This is a genomic window from Nocardioides sp. CCNWLW239, from assembly GCF_037137035.1.
Lineage (GTDB): Bacteria > Actinomycetota > Actinomycetes > Propionibacteriales > Nocardioidaceae > Nocardioides.
The window spans coordinates 23491-36569 of sequence record NZ_JBBBNW010000002.1; the positions used below are offsets into that span (position 1 = coordinate 23491).

Sequence of the window (13079 nt, forward strand, 5' to 3'; positions counted from 1 at the left end):
AACCGGGAGTCTTCATGCCTGAGGCAGTCATCGTCGCCGCCGCCCGCACTCCGATCGGGCGAGCCAACAAGGGATCTCTGAAGGACTTCCGTCCCGACGACCTTGCCGCGCTCATCACCAAGGAAGCCGTCGGTAAGGTCGAGGGTCTGGACCCCAACGACATCGACGACCTGCTCCTGGGCTGTGGCCTGCCCGGCGGCGAGTCCGGCAACAACATGGGCCGCGTGGTCTCCGTGCTGAACGGCTGGGACAAGGTGCCCGGCGCGACCATCACCCGCTACTGCTCCTCCTCGGTGCAGACCTCGCGGATGGCGCTGCACGCGATCAAGGCCGGCGAGGCCGACATCATCGTCTCGGCCGGCGTCGAGACCGTCTCGCGCTTCGTCAAGGGCACCTCCGACCACCTCCCCGACACCGTCAACCACCTCTTCGACGACGCCCAGTCGCGCACCGCCGCGACCGCCGCCTCCAACGAGAAGTGGCACGACCCGCGCGAGGACGGCCTGCTGCCCGACGTCTACATCGCGATGGGCCAGACCGCGGAGAACCTCGCCACCTCGCGCGGCATCTCCCGCCAGGAGATGGACGAGTTCGGCGTACGCTCCCAGAACCTCGCCGAGAAGGCCATCGCCGACGGCTTCTGGGCCCGCGAGATCACCCCCGTCACGACCCCGGACGGCACGGTCGTCTCGGCCGACGACGGCCCCCGCGCGGGCGTGACCCTGGAGGCCATCTCCGGCCTCAAGCCGGTCTTCCGCGAGGACGGCACCGTCACCGCCGGCAACTGCTGCGCCCTCAACGACGGCGCCGCTGCCGTCGTGGTCATGTCCGACACCAAGGCCGCTGAGCTCGGCGTCACGCCGCTGGCGCGGATCGTGTCCACCGGCGTCTCCGGCCTCTCTCCCGAGATCATGGGTCTCGGCCCGGTCGAGGCGACCCGCAACGCCCTCAAGTACGCCGGCATGTCGATCGGCGACATCGACCTGGTCGAGATCAACGAGGCCTTCGCGGCCCAGGTGATCCCGTCCTACCAGGACCTCGGCATCGACATCGACCGCCTCAACATCAACGGTGGCGCCATCGCCGTCGGCCACCCCTTCGGCATGACCGGCGCCCGTCTGCAGAACACCATGCTCAACAGCCTCGACTGGCACGACAAGACCACCGGTCTGATCACCATGTGCGTCGGCGGCGGCCAGGGCATGGCGATGATCCTCGAGCGCATCTGACACACCCGCCGAGTCGGCGCGAACCGACCTCAGAACCCGCCGAGTCGGCCCGTCTTGACGGGCCGACTCGGCGGGTTCAGCGCATCTCGATGCCGGGGCGGTCGCTGATGAGGTGGTCGGAGACGGCGTTCATCACCCGTCCCAGGGCAGCGAAGTCCTCCGGGCTGACCAGGTCGACGAGATAGTCGCGTACGCCGTTCACGTGAACGACCGCGGCTTCCCGCAGCAGCTCGAGACCACGGTCGCTGAGCGCGGCGACGACACCGCGGCCGTCCTCGGCCGAGTTGCGGCGATCGACGAGCCCGGCCCGCTGCATCCGGGTGATCGTGTGGGTGACCCGGGAGCGCGAGTGCGCCAGCGAGTCGGCGAGCTGCGCCATCCGCATGGCGCCGTCGTTCTCGGAGAGACGTACGAGGATCTCGTACTCAGGGAGCGAGATGTCGAAACGCGCGCGCAGATCGGCGTCCAGGCGGTCCTCGAGAAGGGTCATCCCCATCATCAGCGCACGCCACGAGCGCTGCTGATCTTCGTCCAACCACCGCGTCTGATCATCACCCACGGGGCATTACGTTAGTCCTGTCCACGGGCAGTTCCACGCACTGGCACCCATAAACGACGACGAATTCGCCAGCGGGGGCTCGATCTGCGCCCGGGACGACAGTCCTGAAACACCCGGGACCATCGAATGAGGGCGGGCGGGACCTTAGCCCGCGATTCGGCGGCCACCGACGGAGAAACAATTCGCCACCTTCCTGGGTAAAGAGCGAAGATTGTGCCGTGTCGACTCCCCCCGCCCTCGGCCTCCGTGACTTCATAGCCGCACTCCCACGCGAGGGCCGCTGGCTCCTGTCGACGGTCGCGATCCAGCTCCTCGGTCGCGGCATGACGCTGCCCTTCACGATCATCTACCTGCATGAGGTACGCGGCTTCGACCTGGGCCTCGCCGGCACCTTGATGGGTCTGATCGCCATCGTCGGCTTCGTGGTCACCGGCCCGGCGGGCAGCCTGATCGACAGGTACGGAGCCCGCCCGGTGATCCTCGGCGGGCTGGTCTGCGCGATCGCCGGCAACATCATGCTCGCCTTCGCCGACACCCCGGTCCTCGCCGGCGCTGCGCTGTGCCTGCTGGGCGTCCAGGCCGGGGTGTCCTGGCCGGCCGCCAACGCCCTGGTCGCGACCGTGGTCGAGGGCGAGCTCCGGCAGCGCTACTACGGGGTGAACTTCGCTCTGATCAACCTCGGCATCGGCGTCGGCGGCGTCATCGGCGGCCTCTTCGTCGACGTGAGCCGCCCCGAGACCTTCACCTACGCCTTCCTCGGCAACGCCGCCACCTTCACGATCCCGGCCCTCGTCATGCTCGGCCCGCTGCGTCATCTGCACGGCCGCGCGGCGCGACCCACGGCTGACGAGCCCCACGCCTCCGCCTCGTACGCCACGATCCTGCGGCGCCCCGAGGTGATCTGGCTGGTGGTGGTCGGGGTCCTGCTCTCGACCCTCGGCTACGGCCAGATCGAGAGCGGCTTCCCGGCCTACTCGCGTCAGATCGCCGAGGTCTCCACTCGGGTCGTCGGGTTCGCGTTCGTGCTGAACTGCGCGGTGATCGTGCTCGCCCAGTTCTGGGTGATGAACAAGGTCAGCGGGCGCCGACGCACACGGGTGCTGATCGCCACCGCCGTGATCTGGGCCCTGGCCTGGGTGGTCTTCGGAGCCACCGGGCTGGTGCCGGGCTCCGTCGCCGCCATCGTCGGCGTGGTCGCCTTCCAGGGCGTCTTCTTCGCGCTCGGCGAGACCCTGATGCAGACCGCCTACCCCGCCCTGACCAACGACATGGCCCCGGACCACCTGCGCGGTCGCTACAACGCGATCAACTCGGCCTCGTTCCAGACCGGCGCCATCATCGGCCCTGTTCTGGCCGGGTTCCTGCTCGAGCACGGCCACTCGACGCTGTTCATCGCGTTGATGGTGTTCGGCTGCATCGGGATCGCCGCCGGCTCGATCCAGCTCGAGCGCCGCGTCACCCCGGCCGTGAACGGCCAGCGACCCCCGCTGCTCCCCGAGTCGGCCCAGACCAACGCCTGACCCGCGCCGAGTCGGCTCGTCTTGGCGTAAAACCTCGCCGAGTCGGCCCGTCATGACGGGCCGACTCGGCGAGAGATCTGGTCAAGACGCGCCGACTCGGCGCGAAGTGGTCAGTCGCGGGTGAGGCGACGGTGGGTGACGCGGTGGGGGCGAGCAGCCTCCTGGCCGAGTCGCTCGATCTTGTTGGCCTCGTAGGACTCGAAGTTGCCCTCGAACCAGAACCACTCGCCCTCCTTCTCCTCGGTGCCTTCCCACGCGAGGATGTGAGTGGCGATGCGGTCGAGGAACCAGCGGTCGTGGGAGGTGACCACGGCGCAGCCCGGGAAGTCGAGCAGCGCGTCCTCCAGCGAGGACAGCGTCTCGACGTCGAGGTCGTTGGTCGGCTCGTCGAGGAGCAGCATGTTGCCGCCCTGCTTGAGCGTGAGCGCGAGGTTGAGGCGGTTGCGCTCACCGCCGGACAGCACGCCGGCCTTCTTCTGCTGGTCGGGACCCTTGAAGCCGAAGGAGGCGACGTAGGCCCGCGAGTTCATCTCGAAGTTGGCGACCTTGATGAAGTCGAGGCCGTCGGAGACGACCTCCCAGACGTTCTTGTTGGGGTCGATGCCGCCACGGCTCTGGTCGACGTAGGAGATCTTCACCGTCTGGCCGACGTTGAGCTCACCCGCGTCGGGCTGCTCCGAGCCGGTGATCATCCGGAACAGCGTGGTCTTGCCGACACCGTTGGGGCCGACGATGCCGACGATGCCGGCGCGCGGGAGCGAGAAGGAGATGTCGTCCCACAGCGTGCGGCCCTCGAAGCCCTTGGTCAGACCCTTGGCCTCCATCACCACGTCGCCCAGGCGCGGGCCCGGCGGGATGTTGATGTCGGCGGTGTCGATCTTGCGGGCCTTGTCGGCCTCGGCGGCGAGCTCCTCGTAGCGGGCCAGACGCGACTTCGACTTGGTCTGGCGGGCCTTGGCGTTGGAGCGGACCCACTCCAGCTCCTTCTCGAGCATCTTGGCGCGCTTGGCGTCCTTGAGGCCCTCGACCTTGAGACGGTCCTTCTTGGTCTCGAGGTAGGTGGAGTAGTTGCCCTCGTAGCCGTGGATCGAGCCGCGGTCGACCTCGGCGATCCACTCGGCAACGTTGTCGAGGAAGTAGCGGTCGTGGGTGACGGCCAGGACGGCACCCTTGTAGGACTTGAGGTGACCCTCCAGCCACTGCACCGACTCGGCGTCGAGGTGGTTGGTGGGCTCGTCGAGCAGCAGCAGGTCGGGCTCCTGCAGGAGTAGTTTGCACAGCGCGACCCGGCGACGCTCACCACCGGAGAGGTTGTCGACGATCGCGTCGCCCGGAGGGCAGCGCAGCGCGTCCATCGCCTGCTCCAGCTTGGAGTCGATGTCCCAGGCGTTGATGTTGTCCAGGTAGGTCTGCAGCTCACCCGTCTCGGCCATCAGGGCGTCCTGGTCGGCGTCGGGGTCGCCCATCTCCATGTAGGCGTCCTCGAGGCGCTTCATCTTCGACTTGATCTCGCCGACCGCCTCCTCGACGTTCTCGAGGACGGTCTTGCCCTCGGTCAGCGGCGGCTCCTGCTGGAGCATCCCGACCGTCGCGTCCTGGTCGCGGACGATGTCGCCGTTGTTGGGGTGGTCGAGCCCGGCCATCAGCTTGAGCAGCGAGGACTTACCCATGCCGTTCGGGCCGACGACGCCGATCTTGGCACCGTGCAGGAACGAGAGGGTGACATTGTCGAGGACGACCTTGTCGCCGTGGGCCTTGCGCACATTGCGCAGGGAGAGGATGTAGTCGGCCATGGGGCCCACCCTAATGAGGGAGAGGCACGCCGGTACAACCGGCGCACCCCGGCTCACCTCACGCCGCCACGGAGGCGTCCACCTCCTCGGCCGATTCGCCATCGTCCGGCGTCGTGGGCTTCTGGTCCCACGGATCTGCCCCGGGAGCCCGCCAGTCGGCGAGCGGGTCGCGCTCGGCGTCGCCGTCGAGAGGCTCGCGCGCCGGAGCGGCGGCCGCGGCCAGCGACCGCGGGCTGCGCGAGAAGCTGCTCATGCCGCGGCTGAGGTCATGGCCGACGGCGTTCGCCTCGACCTCGAACGTGTTCACCTCGAGCCCGTCCTTGTTGACGTAGCTCCGGGCGGTCAGCCGCCCGTGGACGACCACGGGATCGCCCTTGCGCAACGAGCGCCCGACATTCTCGCCCAGCTGGCGCCAGGCGCTCACCGAGAACCACTGCGTCACGCCGTCGCTCCACTCCCCGGTCGACCGGTTGAGCTTGCGCGGCGTGCACGCCATCCGGAAGTTCACCACCGACGCGTCACCGACGGTCCGCACGACAGGATCGGCACCGACGTTGCCGCGCAGGGTGATGGTCGATTCGTTCATCGTTGTCTCCTCAGCTGTTCGCGCCCGCTCGGTGCGGGCCTCGGAGACAACCCTGCGCTCGACCACCGACAGTTTCCGGCGACGTACGCCTGCCTGTGGACAACCCCGGATCGAACCGTCCCTGTGGACAGTGATCGGCCCGACGAGCGATCAGCGCAGCGCCTTGGCCACCCCGTGCCGGAGCGCGGTGTAGGCCGCGAGCTCGGTCTCGATCGGATCGACGACGAGCTCACGTGAGACATCGCCGACCGCCGCGCGCAGCCGCGCATCGGCCGCCCGAGCCCGCCGCCGGGCGGTGCTGATCACCAGCAGGTGGCACACACCCCACAGCACCAGGCCGAGTCCGACACCTCCGAGGAGCAGTACGTAGGGCAGCTCGACGCCACCGACCGACGGCGTCACCTCACCGACCTGGGCGGCTCCGGAGAGAAGCAGCGCCACCGACCACACCAGCCCGACGGCCGCGACGATGATCAGAAGCCACTGGAGCACCTTCACCAGCCCGGTCCACATCGGCAGCCGCTCCGCGTTCAGGTCGACACCGCCGACCGAGGCGTCGAGACTGTCGGCGAGATCGTCCATCCGCGAGACCGAAGCACGCCGGATCGCGTCGCGCCACGGCGAGGCGAGCCCGGCGCCGGCCTCGTCGGCCAGCTGGCGCACCTCGGTGTCGACCCGTGCCCGCTCGACGGCGGTGGTCTGCGGCAGCGACGTCCGAGCACGTCCGGCCAGCTGGGTCGCCTCCTCACCCAGGGCCAGATGGAGCCGCTTCAACGGGTCCGGCTTCAGCCGCGAGACCCAGGAGACCAACGGCCAGCCGGTCGCCGCCCGGGCCCGGGTGCGTACGGATCGTTCGACCGCGTCCACCACCGTCGGCACGCCGGCGGCCTCGGCGATGGCGTCCTCGAGCGCCTCCACGCGCGGCTTGGCCAGCGAGCGCGGCTTGGCGTCGCCGGACGCCTTGGCGAGCTTGACGGCAGCGGTCTTGATGTCGGCCGAGAGCCGCGACTTGTTGGCCCGCTTCGCCGCCGCCCGCTGAGCGATCTCGGTCTTGAGCTGCGGGATCCCCCAGCCGAGCTTGGCCGAGACCGGGATCACCGGGACGTTGCGCAGACCGTCCTGGTCGAGCAGTCGGCGTACGTCACCCAGCATCGCCTCGCGACGGTCCTCCGGCACGCGGTCGATGTGGTTGAGCACCACGACCATGATCTCGGAGTGGGTCCGGAGCGGCTGCAGGTAGCGGTCGTGGATGGCCGCGTCGGCGTACTTCTGCGGGTCGAGCACCCACACCAGCATGTCGGCGAGCTCGACCAGCCGGTCGACCTCGAGATGGTGGGAGACCTCGGTGGAGTCGTGGTCGGGCAGGTCCAGGAGCACCACGCCGTCGAGCTCGTGCCCCTCACGGCGGGTGTCGAGCATCGAGTCGCGGGTCGTCTGGTGCCGCTCGGGGATGCCCAGCCACTCGAGCAGCTCCTGGGCGCCCTCGGAGCCCCACACGCAGGCGGTGGCCCACGACGTGGTCGGCCGGCGGACGCCGACGGCGGAGAGCTCCAGCCCGGTCAGGGCGTTGAACGTGGACGACTTGCCGGACCCGGTCGCCCCGGCGACCCCGACGACGGTGTGGTCGGCGGAGAGCTTGAGCCGCCCCTGCGCCTTGTTGACCACGGTGCGTGCGTCCTCGACGATCCCATCGTCGAGACGCCCCGTGGCGGCATTGGTCGCAGCAGTCAGTCCGTCCAGCCGATCGCCGAGGTCTCCACCCCGGCCGACCAGGTTCTTTGCACCTTCGAGCAGGCCGCTCAATGATCCCCCTTCCATCCCTGAAGAATCTCAGTCCGACAAGTCTGACAAGTCTCAGTCAACGCCACGCTGGCTGGCGAACCGCGCATCGCCGACCTTCCGCGCGGCGTGCCGCAGCCGCTCCGGCGCACTCTGGTCGATCTGCAGCGCGTCGACCTGGCCCGTGTAGCGGGCGCGTTCCTCGTCGACGAGGCCCACGATGCGTACCTCCAGCGCCTTGCGCGCTCTGGACGCCAGCCCGCGCACGGCCTGGTCGCCGAAGACCGCTTCCAGCAGCTTCTGGCCGATCACGAGGGTGCCGCCGGCGATGCCCACCTCGGCACCGACGAGCGCCCCTCCGGTGGAGGCGAAGACGACCACCATCAGCGCGACCCCGAGGCCGTTGACGCCGTAGGAGAGGAACTTCGCGGTCGTACGCTTGTCCTGTCCCTCGCTCCGCACCATGTCGAGCACGTCCTGCTGCCAGTCGCGCACCGCACGCTCGGCCTTGGGCCTCAGCGCACGCGAGGCTCTGCCGAGATCGGCAGGACCCGTCGCGAGCAGCCCTCGCCCGGCGGGGCTCATCTGCCAGGCCGCCTCGGCCTTCTCGGCGGCCGCCTCGCACTGCTCCAGGATCAGCATCTCCAGGCCGCCCTGCACAGCCGCGGTCACCCGCTCGGCCTGCTGTGGCTTGCCCTTGATCGAGCCGAGGATCTTGTCGCGAATCATCCCGACCCGGGTCTCCAGCGCCTTGAGGATCTCGCCGGTGCCGACGAACTCCTGCCAGCGCGCGAGCACCTCGCCGCGCAGCAGGGTCCCGTCGGCGGTCGCCTCCATGATCGAGGCGAGCGCGTTGTCGTAGGCCATGTCGGCGTCCGTACGCAGCCGCTGAGCGGCCTCTCCCTGACCGTCCGCGGTGTCGGCGATCGGGTGGACCTCGAGGGTCAGCGCCCGCACCGCACCGTCGAGGGTCTGGGTGACGACCTGGTGGCGGGCGCTGGCGTCGTCGGCGAGCATGTCGAGCCAGGCGCGCACCTCGGCGACGTGCTCGGCCGGCAGCAGCCCGTCATCGGAGACCTCGCCCTCGTGGACGATGAAGAGCGGAGAGTCCTTGAGCCCGCGGGAGGCGAGCATCCGGGCCAGATGGCCGGCAACGGTCTGCACCGCATCCGTCGGGGTGCGGTCGAGCACCACGGCCACCGCGGTGGAGCGGTTGGCGGCGAGCTGCAGGAACTCCCACGGCACCTGGTCGGCGTAGCGCGCAGCCGAGGTGACGAACACCCAGAGATCGGCTGCGGCGAGGAGCTCGGCCGCAAGCACCCGGTTGGCCTCTTCGACGGAGTCGACGTCGGGCGCGTCCAGGACCGCCAGGCCCGGGTGGAGCCGGTCGCTGGCGACCAGCTGCAGCGCGCCGGGGTCGTTGGTCGGGTGGTCGACCCGCTCCAGCTCGGGCAGCAGCCGGTCCTGCCCGAACCAGCGGGCATCGTCGGGGTGGTGCACCAGGACGGGCGAACGGGTCGTCGGCCGCAGCAGCCCGGGCGTGGTCACCTTGGTGCCGACCAGGGAGTTCACCAGCGTCGACTTGCCGGCACCAGTCGAACCGCCGACGACCGCGAGCAGCGGCGCGTCGATGGTCATCATCCGCGGGATCACGTAGTTCTCGAGCTGCTCGACCATGTTCTGTCGGGCGGCGCGCTGCTCGTCGGCGCCGGGCAGGTCCAGCGGCAGGGTGACCTCGGTCAACGCCTGGTGGAGCTGGACGAGCGCGGTCACCATCCGGTTGCTCTCGCCACCGGAGGTCAGCACCTCGGCCTTGGCGACCTCGAACTCGGTCGTCGGACGCTCGGCGAGCATCCCCGCCGTCTGCGCCTCGAAGGCCTTCGGCCCCGCGTCCGGACCGTTCTCCGGACCCTTCTCCGGGCCGTTCTCCGGCCCCAGCTCGTCGTGTGCCTGTTCCTCGGTCATCCGGTCATCACCCTCCCGCTCGGAAACGCGATGTGTGGACGTACCTCACTGATTCGATCAACGTATGCCCTCCCCCGGGCGGCGAAGTCCGGCGGCGGGTTGCCGCGCAGAAATCGCCAGTGCAAGTATCCGAGCTCGATCGCAGCCTGCTGGTATTCCCGCATGACCGCAACCCCCTGAGCGCCTCCATGAGCGGCCGCGAACTTCCGCGCCTGCTCCCGACGACGTAGATCGACCACCCAGTCGATGTCGGTGTAGGGAATCAGCCCCCGCTGGGCGGCGTCGGTCAGCGACCGCGTCAGCACGATCCGCTCCGACTTCCGCCGCCAGACCGAGAAGACCACCATCGCGACGAACGCGGGCACCATCACCACGACGTAGGCCAGCAGGAAGCCGGCACCGTCATAGAGCAGTGTGGAACCGTTCCAGGTGCCGTGGGCGAGCACCCCGACGGCGAAGCCCAGCAGCGGCGCCACGACCTTCAGCCAGCGCTTGCGGGTCACCACCGCGATGCCGATGCCGATGCCGGTGAACGCGGTGAAGAGCGGGTGGGCGAAGGGGCTGAACAGGCAGCGCATCACGAAGACGGCGGTGAACTCACCGAGGTGTCCCTCGGAGCCGTCGCCCATGCCGGGCGTGCCGTTGTAGGTGCCGCCGAGATAGAGGATGTTCTCGGTGAAGGCGAAGCCGATGCCGACCATGCCGGCGTAGACGATCCCGTCGAGTACGCCGTCGAGCAGATGGCGGCGCCAGACCAGCAGCACGAGCAGGAACAGCCCCTTGGCCGCCTCCTCGGTGACCGGCGCCACGATCGCGAGCTGCGTCGGCTCGCTCCACCCGGCGAGCAGGGCCCCGACGCTCTGCACGATCAGCGCGGCAGCGACGGCGACGAAGGCTCCCCACCCCAGACCGAGGGCCAGCAGCGACTTCGGCTCGGGCTCGTAGCGGTCGAGCCACAGGAACGCATAGACCAGCGGGACCACCGGGATGGCCGCGAACAGGACGCCCAGGATCGCTCCGGTGGGAGCAAGATGGTCGTCGACGACGCTGGTGCTCAGCAGGACGATGGCGAGCACGGGCAGCGAGGTCAGCAGAACCAGCACGCCCACCGCGATGGTGAACGTGCGGTTGCTTCGCGTCGGATCCTTCGGGATCGCCCCCATGCGCGCCAGACTATCGGGCGAGCAGACCGGACGTGCGACCAGACACCGATCGAGACACCCCACAACCCCTGTGGCCTGGGAACTCATGCGCGTCTGCGCGATGGCGCGGCGTACGATTCCGGTATGACCGAAAATGGCGCCCCCGCTCCTGCAGACGACCACACCGAGAGCCACGACCAGACGGTTCCGGAGGCGTGGTCCAACTTCATGAGGGAGGGCTGGGACGACCGCGAGGTCGAGGTTCCCGAGCACCCGATCACCCCGTGGGCGGCGGCGCGTCGGGAGCGGCTCGCGGGCATCTTCCCGGGCGAGCGCCTGGTCGTCCCGGCCGGCACCTACAAGGTCCGCGCGAACGACACCGACTACCGATTCCGCGCCGACACCGCGCACGTCCACCTGACCGGCAACCAGACCTCCGACGCCGTCGTGGTGATCGAGCCCGACGGCTCCTCGGTCCTGTACGCCCGCCCGCGCAGCGGCCGCGACACCGACGAGTTCTTCCGCGACCGTCAGTACGGTGCCCTCTGGGCCGGCGCGCGCCCCTCGGCCCGCGAGCTCTCCGACTCGCTGGGGATCGAGGTACGCCACGTCGACCAGCTCGAGTCCGCACTCTCCGGAAGCACCCCGACCCGCGTCCACCGCGGCATCGCCGCCGACGTCGACAAGCTGGTCGCCCCGGCCGAGGGTGGCCGCGACGAGGAGCTCACCAAGGCCCTCTCCGAGCTGCGTCTGATCAAGGACGAGTGGGAGCTCGGCGAGCTGCAGGAGGCCTGCGACATCACCGTACGCGGCTTCACCGACGCGGTCAGCGAGTGGGACCAGGTGCTGAAGCACGGCGAGCGCTGGATCGAGGGCACGTTCTTCCGCCGCGCCCGCGCGGAGGGCAACGACCTCGGCTACGACTCGATCGTCGGCGGGGGGTCCCACGCCACCACGCTGCACTGGATCGACAACGACGGCCCGATCGTCCCCGGCGAGCTCGTCCTGCTCGACATGGGCGTCGAGGGCCGCAACCTCTACACCGCCGACATCACCCGCACACTCCCGATCTCCGGGAAGTTCACGCCGCTGCAGCGCAACCTCTACGAGCTCGTCTACAAGGCGCAGCAGGCCGGCATCGAGGCGATCCGCCCCGGCGTCACCTTCCGGGCCGGACACTTCGCGGCGATGGAGATCCTCGCGCACGGGCTGGACGACCTGGGCCTGCTCCCCGTCTCCGTCGACGAGGCACTCTCCGAGGACAACAAGACCTACTCCCGCTGGACCCTCCACGGCGTGTCCCACATGCTCGGCCTCGACGTCCACGACTGCGCCTCCGCGTCGAAGGAGACCTACATCGAGGGTCCGCTGCAGGAGGGCATGGTCCTCACCGTCGAGCCGGGCCTCTACTTCCAGAAGGAGGACAAGCTCGTCCCCGAGGAGCTGCGCGGCATCGGCATCCGCATCGAGGACGACATCGTCGTCACCAAGGACGGCTCGGTGAACCTGTCCAAGGGCCTGCCGCGTACGGCCGACGACGTCGAGGCGTGGATGGGCCAGTACATCTGACCGTGAACGCTGACCGAGTCACCTCAGTCGAGCCGCACTTCCTTCGTGGAACTCCACGAAGGCAGCGACCGCTCACCGAGGTGACTCGGTCGGCAACCGCTCTGGCCGGCTGCCTCGCCCTGGCATCCGCGCTGGCGGCCTGCAGCCCCGGAAGTACGCCGCGGCAGCAGCCCGCCACGTCAGCAGCCGCCTCCCCGTCCACCTCCCCCTCTGTCTCCCCGTCCGCCTCTGCGTCGAGCGGGACGGACGGCGTGTTCGAGGGAGCCGTGGTCGGGATCGACCCGGGCCACAACGGCGGCAATGCGGGCGCGCCCGAGGTGATCAACAAGCCGGTCTGGAACGGACGCTCGCAGAGCCCGTGCAACACGACCGGCACCGCGACCGACGACGGCTACCCGGAGACCGACTTCACCTGGGCCGTGGCGACCAGGCTGGCCGCCGATCTGCGCGAGGACGGCGCGAAGGTCGTGATGACGCGGGACAGCAACGACGGCGTCGGGCCGTGCATCGACGAGCGGGCGACGATCATCAACGACGCGAAGGCCGATGTCGCGATCGACATCCACGCCGACGGCGCCGCCCCGGCCGAGCGCGGCTTCTCGCTGCTGATCCCGGTGCCCTCGGGCGTCAACGACGAGGTCGTCCAGCCCTCGCGCCGCTACGCCGCGATGCTGCGTACCGAGATGCGGAAGACCGGGATGCCGCTGGCCTCCTACCTGGGAAAGGGCGGCTTCGTCCCGCGCGACGACCTGGCCGGCCTCAACCTCACCACGGTCCCGCAGGTGCTGCTCGAGACGGGCAACATGCGCAATCCGCGGGACGCGCGCCTGCTGAAGTCCGAACGGTTCCAGGAACGGACGGCCGCCGCCATCAAACAGGCGATGGCGGCGTACCTCCGTTCACGTTGATCTCCGCGCGTCGCGCGGTCACTCCTCCG

The 13079-nt window shown here is 69.5% G+C and carries 10 protein-coding genes; 4 read left to right on the forward strand and 6 right to left on the reverse strand.

Going from position 1 to position 13079, the window contains the following annotated elements; translation table 11 throughout:
* Positions 1 to 14: 14 nt before the first annotated feature.
* Positions 15 to 1229, forward strand: coding sequence for an acetyl-CoA C-acetyltransferase (locus WBG06_RS06115; protein ID WP_008363437.1), 1215 nt, complete (start codon positions 15 to 17; stop codon positions 1227 to 1229).
* Positions 1230 to 1305: 76 nt separating this feature from the next.
* Here WBG06_RS06115 and WBG06_RS06120 read toward each other — a convergent pair whose 3' ends face one another.
* Positions 1306 to 1728, reverse strand: a complete 423-nt coding sequence (locus WBG06_RS06120) for a MarR family winged helix-turn-helix transcriptional regulator (RefSeq protein ID WP_336736923.1) — start codon at positions 1726 to 1728, stop codon at positions 1306 to 1308.
* Positions 1729 to 2006: 278 nt separating this feature from the next.
* Here WBG06_RS06120 and WBG06_RS06125 point away from each other — a divergent pair, with 278 nt between their 5' ends.
* A complete protein-coding gene (locus WBG06_RS06125; protein WP_336735670.1) occupies positions 2007 to 3308 on the forward strand; it encodes an MFS transporter in 1302 nt (433 codons plus the stop codon).
* A gap of 110 nt (positions 3309 to 3418) precedes the next feature.
* On the opposite strand, the gene ettA is transcribed toward WBG06_RS06125, so the two are convergent.
* The 5 genes from ettA to WBG06_RS06150 all read right to left on the reverse strand — a co-directional run bounded on the left by ettA (position 3419) and on the right by WBG06_RS06150 (position 10594).
* On the reverse strand, positions 3419 to 5101 hold the full coding sequence (ettA, locus tag WBG06_RS06130; RefSeq protein WP_336735671.1) for an energy-dependent translational throttle protein EttA: 1683 nt from the start codon (positions 5099 to 5101) through the stop codon (positions 3419 to 3421).
* 58 nt (positions 5102 to 5159) lie between these two features.
* Entirely contained in the window at positions 5160 to 5687 is a 528-nt protein-coding gene (locus WBG06_RS06135; protein WP_336735672.1) for a single-stranded DNA-binding protein, read from the reverse strand.
* 150 nt (positions 5688 to 5837) lie between these two features.
* Positions 5838 to 7490 carry a YfjP family GTPase gene (locus tag WBG06_RS06140; protein WP_336735674.1) on the reverse strand — a complete coding sequence of 551 codons (1653 nt, stop codon included), beginning with the start codon at positions 7488 to 7490 and terminating at the stop codon, positions 5838 to 5840.
* 51 nt (positions 7491 to 7541) lie between these two features.
* Positions 7542 to 9431, reverse strand: a complete 1890-nt coding sequence (locus tag WBG06_RS06145; RefSeq protein ID WP_336735675.1) for a GTPase domain-containing protein — start codon at positions 9429 to 9431, stop codon at positions 7542 to 7544.
* Positions 9428 to 10594 carry a PrsW family intramembrane metalloprotease gene (locus WBG06_RS06150; protein WP_336735676.1) on the reverse strand — a complete coding sequence of 389 codons (1167 nt, stop codon included), beginning with the start codon at positions 10592 to 10594 and terminating at the stop codon, positions 9428 to 9430. The genes WBG06_RS06145 and WBG06_RS06150 overlap by 4 nt, the downstream gene beginning before the upstream one ends.
* A gap of 123 nt (positions 10595 to 10717) precedes the next feature.
* Between WBG06_RS06150 and WBG06_RS06155 the strand changes: the two genes are divergently transcribed.
* Positions 10718 to 12142, forward strand: a complete 1425-nt coding sequence (locus tag WBG06_RS06155; protein ID WP_336735677.1) for an aminopeptidase P family protein — start codon at positions 10718 to 10720, stop codon at positions 12140 to 12142.
* 251 nt (positions 12143 to 12393) lie between these two features.
* Positions 12394 to 13050, forward strand: coding sequence for an N-acetylmuramoyl-L-alanine amidase (locus tag WBG06_RS06160; RefSeq protein WP_336735678.1), 657 nt, complete (start codon positions 12394 to 12396; stop codon positions 13048 to 13050).
* Positions 13051 to 13079: the final 29 nt, after the last annotated feature.

Excerpts from the sequence above, each read along its gene's own strand:
- WBG06_RS06115 (WP_008363437.1), top strand. The coding sequence starts at position 15 with ATGCCTGAGGCAGTCATCGTCGCCGCCGCCCGCACTCCGATCGGGCGA.
- WBG06_RS06120 (WP_336736923.1), bottom strand. The coding sequence starts at position 1,728 with ATGATGGGGATGACCCTTCTCGAGGACCGCCTGGACGCCGATCTGCGC.
- ettA (WP_336735671.1), bottom strand. The coding sequence starts at position 5,101 with ATGGCCGACTACATCCTCTCCCTGCGCAATGTGCGCAAGGCCCACGGC.
- WBG06_RS06135 (WP_336735672.1), bottom strand. The coding sequence starts at position 5,687 with ATGAACGAATCGACCATCACCCTGCGCGGCAACGTCGGTGCCGATCCT.
- WBG06_RS06145 (WP_336735675.1), bottom strand. The coding sequence starts at position 9,431 with ATGACCGAGGAACAGGCACACGACGAGCTGGGGCCGGAGAACGGCCCG.
- WBG06_RS06150 (WP_336735676.1), bottom strand. The coding sequence starts at position 10,594 with ATGGGGGCGATCCCGAAGGATCCGACGCGAAGCAACCGCACGTTCACC.
- WBG06_RS06155 (WP_336735677.1), top strand. The coding sequence starts at position 10,718 with ATGACCGAAAATGGCGCCCCCGCTCCTGCAGACGACCACACCGAGAGC.